Here is an 18,381-nt window from a genome sequence, read left to right as displayed (position 1 = left end):
TCACTCCACCAGCAGCCGGTAACCGGCACCGCGCACCGTCACCAGGTAACGCGGATGGGCGGCGTCCGGCTCGATCTTGCGCCGCAGCCTGGCGATATGAATATCCACCGTGCGGGTCTCCAGATCGAGATTTTTCGCATAGCCCCAGACCCGGGTCAGCAGTTCATCGCGGGAGACCGGGCGCTCGGCATTGGCATGCAGATACTGCAGCAGTTCCATCTCCCGCCGGGTAAAGGCGTGTTCGCTATCACCGCAGCGGCCGGAGAGATTCAGACAGTCCAGTTCCACCGCATCGCCCAGCCTTATCCGGCTCTCCGCTTGCGTGCCGATACGCGAGCGACGCAACACCGCCTGCACCCGCAACACCAGCTGGGTGACGGAGAAGGGCTTGGCCACGTAATCGTCCGCACCCAGGGAGAGCCCCTGGATCACATCCTCATCGCCGCTCTTGGCGGTCAGCATGATGACCGGCTGTTCCCGGTCCTGCTCTCGTATCCGCGCGCAGATATCGAAGCCATTGACACCGGGCAGCATGACATCCAGCAGGATCAGGTCATAGCGGCCACTCAACGCCAGCCGCAACCCCTCCCGGCCATCATCGGTGGCATCAACCGCATAGCCGTGGAATACGAACAGATCCACCAGGCCGCCGCGGATGGCGGTCTCGTCTTCGACAATCAACAAGCGAATCTTGCGGGACATGGCTTCTCTGATTTGCCTTCTCTGGTATGACTTCTCTGGTTAACCGAAGTGGTCGTTCGCGCTGCCTGAAAGCCTATCAGTTTCAGCCATGGCCGACATGTAAAACTTTTGTAAACCGCCCGCGTATGATTTTACAAAACCCTGTCTACAACCCGCCGACGCACAATCCTAGACTCTCCCCACGCAATCCACGAAACCCGCTATCGGGAGGTAATCCATGGCACTGATCAACCGGGTATCACGACTCTTTCGGGCCGATATGCATGCGCTACTCGACCGCATTGAAGAGCCGGATCTGCTGCTCAGGCAGGCGATCCGGGAAATGGAGGCGGCGTTTGCCGAGGATGAACAGCGCAGCCGGCTGCTGCAACACGAACTGGCCCAACTGAGCGGCCAACAGCAGAGCTGCCACGGCAAGCTGGCCGCTATGGACGAGGAGCTGGACATCTGTTTCCAGTCGGACCAGGAGTCGCTGACAAAACAGCTGATGCGCAAAAAACTGGAGCTGGAATGGTTTAGCGAGCAACTGGAGGGCCGTCGGCAGACGCTGCAACAGGCGCTCACCGAGTTGTCGCGGCGATTGAGTGATAACCGCACCCGGCTGGAGGGCATGCGCCAGAAGGCGCAGCTGCTGGAGCCCCAACCTGGCGACAGCCGGGCGCAGGACTGCCGGGAGCCGGCCGGCATCCACATCAGCGACGCCGATGTGGAGATCGCCTTGCTGCGCGAAAAGCGCAAGAGGAGTCACTCATGAAGCGGCCCACTTTTCTCGAAGGGGTGGGCCTCGCCTTGGCGGCCAGCCTGAGCGGCGCGATCCTGTTCAGCGCCCTGGCGCCCGTGATCGGGCATCCGACCCTGCTCAAACTGTTGATCGCCGGAATCGGCCTCGCCTACACCCTCTACCTGCTCAGGCGCAGCGGACAGCGGCTCGGCCGGGTGGTCACACTCTCCGCCTGGCTCCTCAGTTCGGCCATCATCTGGTTGCTCGATCCGCCCCTCACGCTCTACCTGCTGCTGCACATCGGGCTGATCTGGCTGATCCGCTCGCTCTATTTCTACAGCAGCCTGTTCTCCGCGCTGGCCGACCTGGGACTGAGTGGGCTGGGCCTGGCAACAGCCAGCTGGGCGTTGCTGCAGACCGGCAGCCTGCTGCTCGGTATCTGGTGTTTTTTCCTGCTCCAGGCACTGTTCTGCGCCATCCCGTCCGAGATGAAAAAACGCCCGGGTCCCGGCACGGCCAGCGACGAAGCAGGCGACCGTTTTCAGCAGGCCGAGCAGGCCGCCGAAACCGCCCTGCGTCGACTCTCATCGATCCATTGACATCTAAGGAGCGCATCATGAAATCCAAAATTATCGCCCTGTCACTGTTCACCGCCACCGTTGGGGCGATCGCCCTCTACCCGGTCTATCAGAGCAACGGCGCGACGACACCGATTGTGGTCCAGCCGGACCAGTCGCCGCTGATTGACCAGATCGCCCGGAAGGCTCAACGCATCGAGGTGGTGTTCGTGCTGGATACCACCGGCAGTATGGGCGGCATGATCGAGGCGGCCAAGGAGAAGATCTGGTCCATCGCCAGCTCCATGGCCTCGGCCCGGTCTGCCCCGGAGATCCGCATGGGGCTGGTGGCCTACCGCGACCGTGGCGACAGTTATGTGACCCGGGTGCTGGACCTGTCGAGCGACCTGGACAGCATGTACGCGGCACTCATGGAGTTCCAGGCGGCCGGCGGAGGCGACGGCCCGGAGAGTGTCAACCAGGCACTCAGCGACGCCGTCAACCGGATCTCCTGGAGCCGGGACGACAACAGTTACAAGGTGGTGTTTCTGGTCGGCGACGCCGCGCCCCACATGGACTACCCGGATGAGGTGAAATATCCCGAGACCATCGTGAAGGCCAGGCAGCGCGGCATCGTCATCAACGCCATCCAGTGTGGCGACGACCGCACCACCCTGGACAACTGGCAGCGGATCGCCCAGCTGGGCAGCGGCAGTTACTTCCAGGTCGAACAGAGCGGTGGCGCCCTGGCCATCGCCACGCCGTTCGATGAACAGATCGCCAGGCTCTCAAAAAAACTGGACCAGACACGACTCTATTACGGTAGCGAGGAGGAGCAGCGGGCGCAGCAGAAGAAGCTCGCCGCCAGCGAGAAACTGCATGCGGAAGCGTCGGTCGCGTCGCGCGCGCGCCGCGCCACCTTCAACGCGTCAAAGAGCGGCAAGGAGAACTTCCTCGGCGACGGGGAACTGGTGGATGATGTCGCCAGTGGCCGGGTCGACATCACCGCCATTGAACGGGAAAAACTCCCCGCATCGCTGCAGGCGATGGCCCCGGCCGAGCAACGGGCCGTGATCGCGGAAAAGGCGGCGGCACGCCAGTCGCTGGAACGGCAGATCGGTGAACTGGCCGGGGCGCGTGCGGCCTTCATCAGGGAGCGGGTGGAGGCGCGCGGCGACGCCGACACGTCGCTGGATCACCAGCTCTATGACACGGTCAGGGAGCAGGCCGCGAAAAAAGGATTGCATTACGACGCCGACGCACCGGCCTACTGAGCTGAGGGTTAAACGGTGGGTTACGGCGCGCACGGTGCCATGCAAACGGCCACCCCCGGTGAAGGGCGCGCCTAACCCACCCTACAAGTCTGAATGAGTTTCGCAGGGTGGGTTAGCGGCGCACAGGCACCCCACTTCCCGGCTGCTGCCACACCCGGGTGCCGCGTAACCCACCGATTCGGCATGACGGATAGCTCACTCCCGCCCCGCCAGATCCAGCTCCGGTGCCGGATCCACGTCCGGATGCATCTCCAGCACCAGCGGCGAGGTGCGCACCATGGGCACGAACACGGTCTGCTCCGCCACCGGGATGGCAGAGCGCCTGGACATGCGATAAAGCCCGAACAGCGCCAGTATGCCGGCGCTGGTGGCCGACACCACCGGCAAGCCAACCGGGCCGATCAGGTCCATGGCGATACCCGCCAGCAACGGCCCGGAGAGCGCACCGATCCCATAGATCAGCAACAGTCCGCGGGTGGTCTCCAGCACCTGCCCCGGCGCCAGGTGATCATAGGCGTAGGCGACGCTGATCCCGTACAGCGAGAACATCAATCCGCCGTGCAGGAAGGCGGACACGGTCAGTCCCGGATAGCCCCGGATAACGATCAGGGCGGTCACTGCCGCCACCGCGGCGGTGGCCAGACTGGTCAGGGTCAGCACGGTACGGCGATCGATCCGGTCCGAGAGATGACCGATCGGCCACTGCAGGATGGCACCACCGAAAATGGTGGCGCTCATCAGCATGGCGATCTGCCCGTCCCCCAACTCCAGTCGCTGGCCGAAAACCGGCGTCATGCCCCAGAACACGCCATTCACCACGCCGGCAATCAGCGCGCCGATAAAACCCAGGGGCGTCATCCGCATCAGCTCGGTGAATTTCGCCGACACCTCCTTCTCTATCGTCGGCTCGTGCACCCGCGCCAGCGCCACCGGTACCACCCCGAGTGAGATCAGGATGGCGGCCAGGGCGAACAACGTCAGCTCGGTCGTGTCCCCGGCCAACAGCAGCAGCTGGCCGGCCCCCAGCGCGACCAGGGTGCTCATCATGTAGAGGGAGAAGATGCGGCCGCGGACGGGGCCGGCGCTCTGCGCATTGAGCCAGCTCTCGACCACCATATAGAGCCCCACCACACAGAGGCCGCTGAGCACGCGCAGCACCAGCCAGACCCAGGGATGCACCAGCAGACCGAAGGCCAGACTAGCGGCCGCCCCCACCGCGGCGAAGGCGGCGAACGAGCGGATGTGCCCGACATTGCGGATCACCCCGGGGACGGTCAGGGTGCCGACGATGTAACCGGCATAGTAACCGGCCATAATCAGGCCGATTTCGATATTGCTGAAACTGGCGAGGGTGGCGCGCACGCCGAGCAGGGTACCCAGCAGTCCCACGCCCACCAGCAGTAGCCCCAAGCCACTCAGCAGTATCAGAATTGTCGGTGTCATGGTGTTGATCAACGTGGCCGGGTAAAAAACTGAAGCATATGCGAAACGGTGCCGCCTTGCATGAAGGATCCGCAGCTGGTCCCGCGCAAGGTTGGCGGAAAAAGGTTGCTGGCCCGGGGTCGGAGACGCACGGGTCTTTGCAATGGGCGCGTCGATGTTGCTATTCTGGGCCACCGGAAATCACTGTCGGGGCTTGGAATTACGCTGATATGCTTACCCACGCAACTAACGGCGCACACGGCAACCCGCCTTCGGCCATCGGCCGCAGCGCCTCCTGGTGTCGCGCCATGGCGATGGCGAAAAAGATGGCACCGCTGCAGATGCCGGTGCTGATTACCGGTCAGAGCGGGGTCGGCAAGGAGGTGATCGCCCAGCTGCTGCACCATTGGAGTGAACGTGAGGGCAGGAACTTCATCCCGCTGAACTGCGGCCTGCTCCAGGACCAGCTGCTGGAGAGCGAACTGTTCGGCCACCGCAAGGGGGCATTCACCGGGGCAAGTCATGACCATGACGGCCTGTTTCAGGCCGCCAACGACGGCACCCTGTTCCTGGACGAGATCGGCGAGCTGACCGCTTCCTGCCAGGCCAAGCTGTTGCGGGTACTGGAGATCGGCGAATACCGCCCCCTGGGCAGCACCACCATCCGGCGCACCAACGCGCGCATCATCGCCGCCACCCATCGCGATCTGGAGAAGATGATCTCCCAGGGACGTTTCCGCCAGGATCTCTACTACCGGCTCAATGTACTCACCATCGATATCCCGCCACTCAGCCAACGGGCGGAGGATATTCCCCTGCTGGTGGACCATTTTCTGCAACAACCCCTGGGCAACACCCCGCGGCAAACCATCACCCCGGAGGCCATGCAGCAGCTGATGGCCCACCACTGGCCCGGTAATGTACGCGAACTGAAGAACATCATCGAACGGCTGCGCGTGCATTGCGACGCGGAGATCAGGGCGGTCAATATCGATTCGATGCTGAACCGTCGGAATGGCGAGCCGGAGAGCAAATCAACACGGCCATTTGCCCGGGTCATGCCCCTGTCCCAGCTCGAGAAGGCCTATGTGGAGTGGGTGCTCGAACAGTGCAAAGGCAACATCAGCAAGGTCTCCAAGGCCCTGGAAATCTCGCGCACCACGATCTACCGGATTCTGAAATCCACCGAAAACTGAACAATATTACCTATCTGCCTCACGAAAAAATAACTGTCCATTTTCTGAACATGGTGTTCACAATGGTCTATGCACCCCCTATTTCCTTTTAAATTTCGTGGTTTAAGCCGCTACCTGGAAAAAAACCCCACCATATATGTACATTTTATGAACACTCTGGCCTGCTCGCCGAGATTCGCGACACCACTCACCGGTCCATAATTTCCTTCAAGTTTACAATGCATTAGAAAACTACCCTTCATTGAGTAGTGATATTGGCCCAGTAGATGCATTATTATTCCGCACATATAACCACGGCATGCATTATTTATCACGTTGCCTGCCGATAAACGAACGAGAGTCTGCATGGCACTTCAGCAGCCCTATATCGAAAGCGCAATGAACGCGGGAGATGAGATCCTCGGTCCCGCCCTCGGTCTGGGACTGGGCGAGCGGATCGCCGTCATTGATGAGCAGGAAACCCTCACCTATTCCCAACTGAACCAACGCGCCGGCCGTTTCGGCAATGCCCTGCGCTCGCGCGGCGTCCGCCCTGAAGAGCGGGTGATGTTCCTGCTGGAGGATTCCGCCGATCTGGTGGCCGCCTACATCGGCACCCTGCGCATCGGCGCGGTGGCCATCGCCTACAACCGGATGGCGGTGCAGCGCGACCTGCTGTTCACCATCAATGAGAGCCGCGCGCGCTATCTGTTTGTCGAGGCCGACTACGTCGCCACCATCGAGGCGCTGCGCCCGCGGATCCAGCACCCGTTCACCCTGATCGTGCGCGGCCCGGCAAGCGCCGATCACCCGAGTATCCAGGCACTGCTCGCCGACAGCAGCCCCGAACTTGAATCCACCCCCATGTCGCCCGACGATATGGCCTTCTGGATCTACACCTCGGGCACCACCGGCAAGCCCAAGGCGGCCGTCCACCTGCATCACGACCTGATCGTCAGCGACCTGCACCTGCGGGAAAATCTCAAGGTGCAGCCGGGGGAGAAGATCCTCTGCACCTCAAAACTCTTCTTTGCCTACCCGTTGGCGCACGGCCTGTTTGCCGGGCTGCGCTGCGGCGCCACCCTGATCCTGTTCGACGGCTGGCCTACGCCCGAGCGCACCGGCGAACTAGTCGAGCAACACCGGCCGGATCTGCTGTTCAGCGTGCCCACCTTCTACCGCAAACTGCTGAACCAAGGGATCGCGGCGAGCCCCGCGTTCAAGAACCTGCGCTGCTGCGTCTCCGCCGGCGAGCAGTTGCCCAAGGCGCTGTTCAGCGACTGGCACGCCGCCACCGGCAAGCTGATCTATGAGGGGATCGGCACCACCGAGACCCTGATCCTGTTCATCGTCAACACCCCGGAGGCGTGCCGTCCCGGCGCCAGCGGCCGGGTGGTGCCCTGGGCGGAGGTGCGCCTGACCGACGAGCACGGCAACCCGATCGAGACGCCCGATACCCCCGGGGTCGCCTGGCTGCGCATGCCCTCGGTCTGCGACCGCTACTGGAATCGCCAGGACATGACGCGCCACGCCTTCAACGGCGTCTGGTATCGCACCGGTGACATCTTCAGTTTCGACGCCGAGGGCTGGTGGTATCACCAGGGCCGGGCCGACCACATGCTGAAGATATCCGGGCAGTGGGTCAGCCCCAGCGAGATCGAATATTGCGCCCTGTCGGTGCCCAACGTCGCCGAGGCGGCGGTGGTGGAGGCGCCTCGCGGCGACGGACCGGCCCGCATCGTCCTGTTCCTGGAGCCGCAACAGACCGGCCTGGACCCGCAGGCCCTGGCCCGGCAGGTGCAGCAGACGCTACGCAGCCAGCTGGCCCATTTCAAGTGCCCACAGGATGTGCGCATTATTGACCATGTGCCAAGAACGGCAACGGGAAAGATTCAGAAATACAAATTACAACAGCTGCTTGAAGAGCCCACACCGGCCGGCTGAACGGCGATCAGCCACATCCGGCCGGATAATTTGGGTCGCGGTAGGAATAAATTGTTCCAAGATCGCACAGCTATCGGTTTGCTCACAAGGCGTGCAAAGGGGCGCATAGCGGGCCTATGTAACCCTTTGCACAACGCCGTGAGCAGACCGAGAGCGAAGCGAGATGGGATAATTTATTTTTTCCGCGGCCCTTAAATCAGGAGGAGATCGATGAAAATGCACACCAGCACCCTGTGGAAGTCACTGCTCATGACCCTGTCGCTATCGGCGGCCTCGGCCATGGCCGCGGAGGTGGAACTCAAGATCCACCACTTCCTGCCACCGCCATCCACCGCCCACAGCCAGTTCATCCAGCCCTGGGCCGACAAGGTGATGAAGGAGTCCAACGGGCGGATCGATATCAAGATCTACCCGGCCATGCAACTGGGCGGCAAGCCCCCGCAACTGTTCGACCAGGTGCGCGACGGGGTCGCGGATATCGTCTGGACCGTGCCCGGCTATACCCGCGGCCGCTTCCCGCTGACCGAGGTGTTTGAGCTGCCCTTCGTTGCCGGCAGTGCCGAGGCGACTAGCCAGGCGGCCTGGGAGTTCTACGAAAAATACATGCGGGAGGAGTACCAGGATGTGCACCCGATCCTGATCCATACCCACGCCCCCGGTCAGTTCCACATGCGTGACAAGCCGATCAAGACCCTGGCCGATCTGCAGAACACCAAGGTCCGCGCCCCCACCCGCACCATCAACGAGGCGCTGAACGTGGTCGGCGCCACCCCGGTGGGCATGCCTGTGCCGGCGGTTCCCCAGGCCCTCTCCAAGGGCGTGGTGGACGGCGCCATGTTGCCCTACGAGGTGACCCTGCCTTTGAAGGTGCATCAACTGGTCAAGTTCCACACCGAGATTGGTGGAGGCCGGGGCATCTATACCGCGATGTTCCTGTTCGCCATGAACAAGCAGAAGTACGACAGCCTGCCGGATGACCTGAAGCAGGTGATCGACAACAACTCCGGCCTGGCGCTGGCCCAGCAGATCGGCGCCGCCTGGGACCAGGCCGACAACCCGGGTCGGGAAGCGGCGCGAAAAAACGGCAACCAGTTCAATACCATCGAGGGCGAGGAGCTGGAGCGGTGGAAGATCGCCACCCGGCCGGTGGTGGACAACTGGATCAAGGCGATGGACGAGCGCGGCCTGAACGGCCAACAGATGTACGATGACGCCAGGGCACTGGTCGGCAAGTACAGCCGGGAAGAACCGAAACAAGCGCAAAAATGAGTTCAGCATCCGCCGACACGATCCGGCCCGGGTTCCCGGGCCGGATTCTGCACACCCTGTGTAACCTGTTTGCCACCGGCGGCGGACTGGTCCTGCTGGGCCTGGCGCTGATGACGGTGGCCAGCATTGTCGGCCGTTACCTGTTCAGCCTGCCGGTCCCCGGGGATTTCGAGCTGGTGGAGATCGGTTGCGCCATCGCGGTGTTCGCCTTCCTGCCCTATTGCCAGCTACACAACGGCAATGTGGTGGTGGATTTCTTCACCCTGCACATCCACCCGCGCACCCGCGGCCGCATGGACAGTATCGGTAGTCTGGTGTTCGGGCTGATCGCCGCGCTGCTGACCTGGCGGCTCGCCCTGGGCGGCTATGACATGTACCGCTATGGCGAGCAGACCATGATCCTGGGTCTCTCGCGCTGGTGGGGTTTTATTCCCATCGTTGCCTCCCTCGCCCTGCTGACCCTGACCTGTTTCTATACCTGTGCCCGCCAATGGAGTAACCGAACGCCATGAGTGGTATCACAATCGGATCCCTGATGTTCGCCGTTCTGTTACTGCTGATTGCACTGCGACTCTCCATCGGGGTCGCCATGCTGCTGGTGGGCATGATCGGCTATGTCTACCTCTCCGGATGGGACCCCCTGATCAACTATCTGAAGACCGCCGCCTACTGGCGCTTCACCACCTACGACCTCTCCGTGGTGCCGCTGTTTCTGCTGATGGGCCAGTTCGCCAGCAAGGCGGGGCTCAGCCGCGCCCTGTTCCGCACCGCCAGCGTCTGGATAGGACATCGCCGCGGCGGTATCGCCATGGCGGCCATCGGCGGCTGTGCCGGCTTCGGCGCCATCTGTGGCTCGTCCCTGGCCACCGCCGCCACCATCGGCCAGGTGGCCCTGCCGGAGCTGAAGCGCCACGGCTATTCCGGCGCTCTGGCCACCGGGGCGCTGGCGGCCGGCGGCACCCTGGGGATCCTGATCCCGCCGTCGGTCATCCTGGTGATCTACGCCATCCTCACCGAAGGCAATATCGCCACCATGTTCCAGGCCGCCTTCATCCCCGGCTTTCTCGCCGCCCTGGGTTACCTGATCGTCATCTCGATCTATGTGCGGCTGAATCCGCAGGCCGGTCCCGCCGGCGAGGCCAGCAGCTGGTCGGAGAAGTTCGCCAGTCTGGGTGATATCTGGGCGGTGGCCACCATCTTCCTGGTGGTGATCGGCGGCATCTACGCTGGTGCCTTCACCCCCACCGAGGGGGCCGCCGTAGGCGCCGTGGCCACCGGCGTACTGGCATTTTTTCATGGTCGGCTGCGCTGGGACGGCCTGCGCGAGTGTCTGCTGGGCACCGCCACCGCCACCGGCATGATCTTTCTGATTGTATTCGGCGCCGATCTCTTCAACGCCTTCCTGGCACTCACCCAGATGCCGGCGGAGGCGGCCCGCCTGATCGGCGAGAGCACCCTCTCCCCCTACCTGGTGCTGGCCACCATGCTGGTGCTCTACCTGATCTTCGGCTGCGTCATGGACTCGCTCTCCATGATCCTGCTCACCATCCCGATCTTCTGGCCGATCCTGATGGGGCTGGATTTCGCCATGGGCCCGGAGGATCTCAAGGTCTGGTTCGGCATCATCGCCCTGATCGTGGTCGAGGTGGGACTGATCACCCCGCCGGTGGGGATGAACGTCTTCATCATCAACAAGATGGCCAGGGAGGTGCCGATGATCGAGAGCTTCAAGGGGGTGATGCCGTTCCTGATCTCCGATATCGTGCGGGTGGTGATCCTGATCCTGTTCCCATCGATCACGCTGCTGCTGCCGCGATTGCTTGGATGATGGCCGTAGGTAGCCTGGATGGAGCCCACTCCCGGGAAGCCTGATGGGCGCAGGACCCGCGACGGGCGGAATCCGGGGCGGCCTTCTGTCGAGCCCCCGGATTCCGCCGCCATAGGCCCATGCGGTCTATTCGGTGGCGGGAATGGCGACTACATCCAGGCTACGCGGCCACCCCACAGCCAGACATAGGGCGCCCCGTGGGCGCCGTCGGCGGGCACGGCCCGCCCTATGGTCCCGGGTTGATGATTGCAGGTCGGTAGGGGGGCGGCTACACCTGTTGGAGCGGCTCTATAATACCCTGTTCCACCAGCTCGCCGATCCACTCGGCATGTACCCGGCAGGCGCGACTTAGCTCGCCCAGGGTCAGCAGGCACTCGTCATCCAGCAGCAGGCCGGTCAGAATCTCCTCTTCCCGTTTCATTTGAACCCCCACTCCGGCCGCACGGATTGAACGCCAGATCCTGCGCCATCCTGTGGCAGGCAGATCTTGGGCAATTTTTATAGACAAAATCTAATTCTTGATGAAAGCTTATGTGAAGGTTGAACTATTTCTACTGCACACGACCAAACAGACACCATGGAACAAGAATTATGAATCGTACCATTGTCCCGTATGCACTCTCTTTCTAAAAAACTGCTGGTCACTCTGTTGACACTGTTACTGGGCCTATCCCCGGTGCAGGGCGCAGTGGCAAAATTAACTTCATGGGCTCAACCAATGGGGCATGCGCATCATCCCGTGGCTATGCAGGGCGACAATGGTATTGAAGATCGCCAGCCATTCCAGGATTCCGGCCCATTCGATACCGACACAGGCAGTACGAATACGAGTTGTTTATCTGGTCATTGTGCCGCTTGCGCACTGGTACTGACTCAGACACCAATCTTTTCTACAATCTACACTTCAAAACCCTTACTGCTCCAAGTAAGCGGACACTTTGCAAGCCCTCCTGCGGCCTCTCTTTTTCGACCGCCCAAGTCCTGATTTCCCTACCCGTGATTACCGAATTATCAGGGATTACCTGATGCGACTAATTGGTTGATTATTTGTCAGCGGCGTTGTGTATGCCACTGACTCGTAGAGGAAATATATTTCATGAATGATAATAATCGCCCCAAATATAAGGGGAGCGTCATGCTGACGCGTCGCCGATTTGTACAGGGATTGGCTATGGGAGGTGCCTTCGCCGGCATGGGATTGGGGTCCGGTTCCGTACTGGCCGCCGCCTTGAAACAACAAGGACCGCAAACCCTGCGTGGCACGGATTTCAATTTGACCATTGGCCAACAGGCCGTCAACTTTACCGGTACACCCCGAATCGGCACAACGGTCAATGGTTCACTGCCGGCGCCAACTTTGCGTTGGCGTGAAGGCGATATCGTGACTTTGAGAGTGACCAATCTGTTGCCAGAGACCAGTTCCATCCATTGGCACGGCATCATTCTGCCCAGTGCAATGGATGGCGTACCCGGCATTGCCAATGGTTTTACCGGCATAAAACCGGGTGAGACCTTCACCTACCAATTCCCGGTCACCCAAAGTGGCACCTACTGGTACCACAGTCACTCCGGTTTTCAGGAACAGACAGGGCTCTATGGTCCTATCATCATCGATCCAAGAGACCCCGATCCATTCACCTATGACCGTGACTATGTGGTGATGTTATCCGACTGGACGGATGAAGATCCAACGGATGTATACGCAAAACTGAAGAAGCTTAGCCACTACTACAACTTCAATGAGCGTACTCACCAAGAGCTGATGGAGGACCTCAAGGAGAAGGGACTGACGGCCACCTGGAACGATCGCAAGATGTGGAGCCAGATGCGCATGAGTCAGCGTGACTTTTCCGATGTGACGGGTCAAACCTATACCTTTCTGACCAACGGCCAGACGCCGGCTGACGGCTGGACAGGACTGTTCAGGAAAGGTGAGAAGGTACGACTCCGCTTTATCAACGGATCGGCCATGACTTTTTTCGATGTGCGCATTCCCGGCTTGAAGATGACGGTAGTCGCGGCAGATGGACAAAACATCGAGCCTGTCACTGTCGATGAATTCCGCATGGGTGTGGCAGAAACCTATGACGTGATTGTGGAGCCAAAGGATGACCAGGCCTACACCATATTTGCCCAGGATATCGCCCGTTCGGGATTTGCCCGGGGAACCCTGACACCGGATATCGCGCTGACAGCCGCTGTCCCTGAGATCGACCCTGTGCCCAATCTGGAACATGGTGACATGGGCATGAATATGATGGGTGGCTCTGGTCATGATATGGGCAGCATGAATGGAGGTCAGCATCAGATGCCTTCGGGAACGGTGATGCCCGGCATGGATCACAGCCAGCATCAGATGGGTAGCGGGCAAATGATGCCCGGGATGAAAAACGAAGAGCAGCAAATGCCGGCTGGAGGAATGATGCCCGGAATGGATCACAGCCAACACGATATGTCCGGTGGCAACATGATGTCCGGTATGGGGCAAGACCAGCACCAGATGATGGCGGATGGACGCATGGAGATTAAAACACTTAAATCCAACCCCTCCGATTTCACAGCAGGCCCCGTGAATCATGCCCCAACCGAGTATGGCCCCCAAGTCGATATGCGATCGGAGGATCCACAGTACCGTCTCGATGATCCCGGCGTCGGTCTGCGTAATAATGGGCGGCGTGTTTTAACTTATTCCGATCTGCGCAACTTGCGCACCACGTATGATCATCGGGATCCGGATCGCGAGCTGGAACTTCACCTGACGGGCAACATGGGCCGCTATATGTGGTCCATCAATGGGGTGAAGCACAGCGATGCCGAACCACTGCGCTGGAGGCTTGGAGAGCGTATTCGTATCACGTTTGTGAATGACACCATGATGAATCATCCGATGCATCTGCATGGCATGTGGAGTGATCTGGAAACGGGGGATAACAACTATCTGCCCCGTAAACATACGGTAATTGTGCAACCCGGGGCACGTATTAGCTATCGCGTGACCGTTGATGCGGAAGGCGGCTGGGCTTACCACTGTCACCTTCTTTATCACATGCTGGGCATGTTCCGCACCGTCATCGTCAGTTGAGGGAGTAAAAATGAAAAACATAATTGCGGTAATGATGTTTGTCGGTCTCCCTTCAACGGCGATGGCCGGCGGGGCGGATGATCCACTGCTTTACAAGGTGATGATCGACAAACTGGAACTCAGAAACACCAGCGGATCCAATGCCTTGGTACTGGATGCGGATGCCTGGATCGGCTATGACCTCGATAAGTTCTGGATCAAAACGGATGTGGAGCGGGTCAACGGAAATACCGAAGAAGCAGAGGTACAGTTTCTTTATAGCCGTGCCATTGCACCGTTCTGGGATTTTCAGGCCGGATGGCGGCACGACATCAAGCCAAAGCCGACACGTGACTATTTGGCGCTCGGATTCAAAGGACTGTCTCCCTACCAGTTCGAAGTGGACGCCGGTCTGTTTATTGGTGAATCGGGACAAGTGAATGTGCGCCTGAACGCCGAGTATGAATATCTGCTTACGCAGAAATGGATTCTATCGCCCGAGATAGAGGTCAATGCATTCAGCGAGGACGATGCACAACTGGGTATTGGCTCTGGTCTCTCTGATATGGAGTTGGGGTTACGGTTGCGCTATGAGGTGCGGCGCGAGTTCGCCCCCTATATCGGTGTGAATTGGGCCAGGAAGTTTGGCCAGACAGCTGATTTTGCCAAGGCTGGCGGTGAAGATTCCAGCGATGTACAGATCATGGCCGGTCTTCGGATCTGGTTCTGATATAACGATGAACTGACAGTTCATCTTTCTTACTGTAATCGTCCGGCGATCACACCTTGTCTGTGATCGCCGGCTTACAGTCATCAATTAAACCGCGGGCGCCCTGTCCATCCCGCTGAATGATGTGTTGAGGTGTGGCCGGAACGAAAAAGCCGTCGCCTTGGCTTGCATTGCCAGGCGCATATCAAACATAAATACAGATTAACCTAATCTGCCGCTTTAGGCGCGCTGAAGGATTTACTGTAGTAGCCAGATTGATCAAAACAGCAAACCCGTCGTTTTCCGGAGGCAAGCATGTCACAAGCATTACTAATCCGCTTCGCCCGAGTCTTGGACTGCTTGGCTGAAGTAATCCAATGTATCCAGTCCAGGCGTGCGATGGTGGTTGTATCGTCCCAAACGGCCCGGGCCTCGGGAGCAGCCGCCAGGGCTTCGTGTAGGTCAGAGGGTATCTCAGGTTCTGGTTCTTGCTCCACTGACATGATCTCAAACGTGACTATGTCGCCGATGTTCGCACCTGCGGTTTCGAGTAGCGCCTTGTTTACCCTCAACCAATGACTCAATTGACCATCCGGCTCAAGCATAGCCCGGAAGCCATGAGCGTTGATGGTACCCTCTACTGTCGTCCTTCCTCGTCTAGGAAGCTTTGCGCTCGCGCTCTTGGGCAGAATTACAAAAGCCCACGGAATATCGCTGCCCAACTTGGCCGGACGAAGCAGTTTTGCTTTGAACTGAGATTTTGTGTCGCTTTGTATCATTCCGAATCAGCCCGTAAATACGCTAATGCTTGCCATCAGCCGACCCGAAAACATTATGCGTTCTCGGGTCGGCTGATGGCCTTGTTGGGCGTAGTGATGATTATAGCGAACGGCCATCGAAATGCTTCACTGGCAACGACGTAAAATCAAAATCTTCAAGGCAGCGGACATTGATTGCTGCCATCCTGTTTCCGGATGGATCAGTAGCCTCACCGAAAGGGTGAATGCCACACTCGGCGCAGAAATGATGCCTGATAGTATGTTCGCCGAACATGTAAGTGGCCAGGTTTTCATCAGGGGTAAGCAAGCGCAATTTATCTCTGGGGACAAACCACATACGAGAACCCTTGCGAGAACAGATGGAGCAGTTGCATTCCATGACCTCGTTAATTTCGCCCTCTGCTTCGAAGGCAATCTGACCACAGTGACAGCTACCTTTATATTTCATTTTCTGGCTCCTCTCATGCTTGAGAAATATTTCACAGGATTTTCCGCTTGACAAAGACGACGGCCGCCGCGACAGGAAGCACAAAGATCAGCAAGAAGATGGGGAATTCTTCGCTGAAGGAGTAACCGGCCCGTGCAACACCTACCCACATGTTCGCGACTGCCAGCACAAACCAGATAATCGCGAAAACAATGGTTGGTGTCCATTTCGACAAGGCAGATTTACCGCCAAGCAGGCGCGCGATTCCAAGGCATGCTGCCCACAGAACAAAACCGCCGAATGTGATTAGTAGTGTGCGCATCCAAGCTCCTCTATCCTTGTGTCGCCGCCTTGGAAACATGATACCCGCCATCACCGGTGACAAAACCGCAGCAAAATGGAGGTTTTGCAGCCGGTGGATGGCTTGATTATGTGATTTTAGTCCACGACGAATAGCTTGGCCCCTTGCTCAAGGAGTTCGGGGTTATAGGAGTTCGGGGGGAGTTCGGGGTAGTTCGGGATCAGGGTGGTAGTTCAGCTGAAGGCGGCGAGTAGCCTGGATGGAGCCCGCTTCCGAGAGGCTTAACAGGCGCAGAACCCGCGACGGGCGGAATCCGGGGCGGCGTTGTGCCGAACGCCCCGGATTCCGCCGCCATAGGCACGTGCGGACTAACCGGTTGGGAGCATGACGGCTGCATCCAGGCTACTCGGCTACAGGTCGCGGTCGATGATCGACAGTCGGCTTGGTTCAAGTGTTCTGACCCCTTGACCTGCCCGCTGCCCCCTTGAAGGCAGCCAAGGAAAGAACTCCTCGATATTCCTGGTCTGCTTCAGGTATGGCGGTACCAATATCACTTCGACGAAGTGCTATAAGTAACTGGAGAGGTTGCGCATGAGTGAACCCGTTGAAGTGACCGTATTCCGCTGGGCCGGTGCCTGGGGGCCTTTCAAGGTTAAGGTGCCCTGTGGTGAATGCGCCCTGACCAAAGACGTGATTTTGGATACCTGCGAGCACGAACTGGCCGATATCCCGGTGCGGCTCGATATGCGTGAATGGCTCAGCGAGTGGTGGGTGCCGCTGCTCAGGGGGGGCTGGCATGCACCGATCGTGATCGTCGACGGACGGGTCATCAGCCAGGGCCACGCGCTGAACCGGGGATTGCTGACCCAGGCGGTGATAGAGGTTCATTCGCGACGGGAGGTCATCACCGGCAGCCATCTTTTCGGCAAGGCAACCTGCCCCCACTGTATCCGTGCGAAGGGCTATCTGGATGATGCGGGTATCGACTACAGCTACCATGATGTGGTCAGGGACGCGCGGGCACTCTATGAAATGCTGGCCCGGGTGAAACCGATTGTCGGCCCCAGGACGCCGATAACCGTGCCGCAGATCTGGATTGACGGGGCGTATGTCGGGGGTGCTGACCAACTCAGCGAGATCGTTCACCAATTGGTGGACCCCAACTACGACCGGGGCCAGTGCTCCATGTCGCCGCAACGCTGAAGCCGCAGGCAGGGCACCGCTTATGCCCACCAGGTGGGTGTCATGCCTTGATCGGGGTCCGCGCACCGATGGCGATTAAGACGAAACCGGCGAGGCGCTGAGTCGGTTCAAGTGTTCTGATTGATCCGGTATCGGCAAGTTCGGCCGATGCCACTAATCCTGAGTTGTTACTCTGACCCCGTACTCCCTTTTGCATTTCCATTTCCTCGTTGAGATCCTTTGACCTTGCGGACCCTAACCTTTGTTAAGGCTTGTCTCGCCAAAAAATATCAACTTTGCGATGATGGACAACGCAATCTCGCAGGTAAAGATTAATAAGACTTTGGTACGGAACATCCTTTTCTTCGGCCATTTCTTTAAAGTATTCAATCACATCCTCGCTTAACCGCATTGTGACAGGCTTCTTTAGCTTGGAAGCATAAGGATTCTTCCGGGACTTCATTTTTGAAAGGTCATACTCTTTCTTCATAATACGTCACCTCTATAGAACTTGCGCTCCTTCTTGGTTGCTTTGCGCGCGGAGATAATCCGGATAATTTCTCCAGACTGTCTTTCACAATGTGCAACTATGAGAACGCGTAACTCATTGCTCAGGCCCAGCATCAAAAACCGGTCTTCTTCCTCAGAGTTTTCTACATCATCAAATTGGATAGCGTATTCATCATAGAACACCGATTTGGCTTCTTCGAAGGATACGCCATGTTTTCTGAAGTTGGACCGGGATTTAGCAGGGTCCCATTCGAAATCGATCATATGTACATTGTATGTACACTAATGAGGAGGGTCAACAGCCTTGTCAGTTAGTTTGTAGCCTGGATGGAGCCCGCTCCCGGAAAACCTGACAGGCGCACGGCCCGCGACGGGCGGAATCCGGGGCGTTGTGCCGAGCCCCCGAATTCCGCCATAGGCACATGCGGTCTATGCAGTTGGGGGAATGGCGACTGCATCCGGGCTACGTGGTCACCTCAAAAACCCGTCATAGGGCGCCCCGTGGGCGCCGTTGGCGGGC

At 59.1% G+C, this 18,381-nt stretch carries 19 protein-coding genes; 11 read left to right on the top strand and 8 right to left on the bottom strand.

From position 1 onward, the window contains the following. The gene (locus O9K64_RS03025; protein WP_275096599.1) at window positions 1-702 is read right to left on the bottom strand and encodes a response regulator transcription factor; all 702 of its coding nucleotides are present in this window, start codon (window positions 700-702) and stop codon (window positions 1-3) included. A 217-nt stretch (window positions 703-919) separates the two neighbouring features. Between O9K64_RS03025 and O9K64_RS03020 the strand changes: the two genes are divergently transcribed. From O9K64_RS03020 to O9K64_RS03010, 3 genes are read left to right on the top strand one after another with little or no spacing between them, the layout of a single operon-like run. After that, window positions 920-1,456, top strand: coding sequence for a PspA/IM30 family protein (locus tag O9K64_RS03020; RefSeq protein ID WP_275096598.1), 537 nt, complete (start codon window positions 920-922; stop codon window positions 1,454-1,456). Continuing rightward, window positions 1,453-2,022: a hypothetical protein gene (locus tag O9K64_RS03015; RefSeq protein WP_275096597.1), complete on the top strand. Its 570-nt coding sequence runs from the start codon at window positions 1,453-1,455 to the stop codon at window positions 2,020-2,022. Before O9K64_RS03020 ends, O9K64_RS03015 begins: the two co-directional genes overlap by 4 nt. Before the next feature lie 17 nt (window positions 2,023-2,039). Next, the gene (locus O9K64_RS03010; protein ID WP_275096596.1) at window positions 2,040-3,254 is read left to right on the top strand and encodes a vWA domain-containing protein; all 1,215 of its coding nucleotides are present in this window, start codon (window positions 2,040-2,042) and stop codon (window positions 3,252-3,254) included. Between the two features lie 195 nt (window positions 3,255-3,449). Here O9K64_RS03010 and O9K64_RS03005 read toward each other — a convergent pair whose 3' ends face one another. Beyond that, complete coding sequence (locus O9K64_RS03005; RefSeq protein ID WP_275096595.1) at window positions 3,450-4,697, bottom strand: MFS transporter; 1,248 nt, start codon at window positions 4,695-4,697, stop codon at window positions 3,450-3,452. Window positions 4,698-4,906: 209 nt separating this feature from the next. Between O9K64_RS03005 and O9K64_RS03000 the strand changes: the two genes are divergently transcribed. The 5 genes from O9K64_RS03000 to O9K64_RS02980 all read left to right on the top strand — a co-directional run bounded on the left by O9K64_RS03000 (window position 4,907) and on the right by O9K64_RS02980 (window position 10,892). Beyond that, window positions 4,907-5,872 (top strand): sigma-54 interaction domain-containing protein, encoded by a 966-nt coding sequence (locus O9K64_RS03000; protein WP_275096594.1) that lies wholly within the window; start codon window positions 4,907-4,909, stop codon window positions 5,870-5,872. 345 nt (window positions 5,873-6,217) lie between these two features. Next, window positions 6,218-7,795 carry a benzoate-CoA ligase family protein gene (locus O9K64_RS02995; RefSeq protein ID WP_275096593.1) on the top strand — a complete coding sequence of 526 codons (1,578 nt, stop codon included), beginning with the start codon at window positions 6,218-6,220 and terminating at the stop codon, window positions 7,793-7,795. Window positions 7,796-8,005: 210 nt separating this feature from the next. Then, entirely contained in the window at window positions 8,006-9,064 is a 1,059-nt protein-coding gene (locus tag O9K64_RS02990) for a TRAP transporter substrate-binding protein (RefSeq protein ID WP_275096592.1), read from the top strand. Continuing rightward, a complete protein-coding gene (locus O9K64_RS02985; protein ID WP_275096591.1) occupies window positions 9,061-9,576 on the top strand; it encodes a TRAP transporter small permease in 516 nt (171 codons plus the stop codon). The genes O9K64_RS02990 and O9K64_RS02985 overlap by 4 nt, the downstream gene beginning before the upstream one ends. Beyond that, window positions 9,573-10,892, top strand: coding sequence for a TRAP transporter large permease (locus O9K64_RS02980; RefSeq protein ID WP_275096590.1), 1,320 nt, complete (start codon window positions 9,573-9,575; stop codon window positions 10,890-10,892). Before O9K64_RS02985 ends, O9K64_RS02980 begins: the two co-directional genes overlap by 4 nt. 268 nt (window positions 10,893-11,160) lie before the next feature. Here the strand turns inward: O9K64_RS02980 and O9K64_RS02975 are convergent, their stop codons facing one another. Beyond that, window positions 11,161-11,313 carry a hypothetical protein gene (locus tag O9K64_RS02975; RefSeq protein WP_275096589.1) on the bottom strand — a complete coding sequence of 51 codons (153 nt, stop codon included), beginning with the start codon at window positions 11,311-11,313 and terminating at the stop codon, window positions 11,161-11,163. A 675-nt stretch (window positions 11,314-11,988) separates the two neighbouring features. Here O9K64_RS02975 and O9K64_RS02970 point away from each other — a divergent pair. Then, on the top strand, window positions 11,989-13,974 hold the full coding sequence (locus O9K64_RS02970; RefSeq protein WP_275096588.1) for a copper resistance system multicopper oxidase: 1,986 nt from the start codon (window positions 11,989-11,991) through the stop codon (window positions 13,972-13,974). 10 nt (window positions 13,975-13,984) lie between these two features. Further along, on the top strand, window positions 13,985-14,683 hold the full coding sequence (locus tag O9K64_RS02965) for a copper resistance protein B (RefSeq protein WP_275096587.1): 699 nt from the start codon (window positions 13,985-13,987) through the stop codon (window positions 14,681-14,683). Window positions 14,684-14,889: 206 nt separating this feature from the next. Here the strand turns inward: O9K64_RS02965 and O9K64_RS02960 are convergent, their stop codons facing one another. From O9K64_RS02960 to O9K64_RS02950, 3 genes are all read right to left on the bottom strand, one after another. Beyond that, window positions 14,890-15,441, bottom strand: coding sequence for a YdeI/OmpD-associated family protein (locus O9K64_RS02960; RefSeq protein WP_275096585.1), 552 nt, complete (start codon window positions 15,439-15,441; stop codon window positions 14,890-14,892). Window positions 15,442-15,541: 100 nt separating this feature from the next. Continuing rightward, window positions 15,542-15,889, bottom strand: coding sequence for a GFA family protein (locus tag O9K64_RS02955; protein ID WP_275096584.1), 348 nt, complete (start codon window positions 15,887-15,889; stop codon window positions 15,542-15,544). 31 nt (window positions 15,890-15,920) lie between these two features. Continuing rightward, entirely contained in the window at window positions 15,921-16,190 is a 270-nt protein-coding gene (locus O9K64_RS02950) for a hypothetical protein (RefSeq protein ID WP_275096583.1), read from the bottom strand. Between the two features lie 570 nt (window positions 16,191-16,760). Here O9K64_RS02950 and O9K64_RS02945 point away from each other — a divergent pair. Next, complete coding sequence (locus O9K64_RS02945) at window positions 16,761-17,372, top strand: glutaredoxin domain-containing protein (RefSeq protein ID WP_275096582.1); 612 nt, start codon at window positions 16,761-16,763, stop codon at window positions 17,370-17,372. A gap of 244 nt (window positions 17,373-17,616) precedes the next feature. Here O9K64_RS02945 and O9K64_RS02940 read toward each other — a convergent pair whose 3' ends face one another. Both O9K64_RS02940 and O9K64_RS02935 read right to left on the bottom strand, forming a co-directional pair. After that, window positions 17,617-17,841 carry a CopG family antitoxin gene (locus tag O9K64_RS02940; RefSeq protein ID WP_275096581.1) on the bottom strand — a complete coding sequence of 75 codons (225 nt, stop codon included), beginning with the start codon at window positions 17,839-17,841 and terminating at the stop codon, window positions 17,617-17,619. Next, window positions 17,838-18,125 (bottom strand): BrnT family toxin, encoded by a 288-nt coding sequence (locus tag O9K64_RS02935; protein WP_275096580.1) that lies wholly within the window; start codon window positions 18,123-18,125, stop codon window positions 17,838-17,840. The genes O9K64_RS02940 and O9K64_RS02935 overlap by 4 nt, the downstream gene beginning before the upstream one ends. Window positions 18,126-18,381: the final 256 nt, after the last annotated feature.

The organism is Sedimenticola hydrogenitrophicus, assembly GCF_029017505.1.
Taxonomy (GTDB): domain Bacteria; phylum Pseudomonadota; class Gammaproteobacteria; order Chromatiales; family Chromatiaceae; genus Sedimenticola; species Sedimenticola hydrogenitrophicus_A.
Note: the sequence above shows the minus strand (reverse complement) of the source record. Positions and strands in the feature narration are given on the sequence as shown.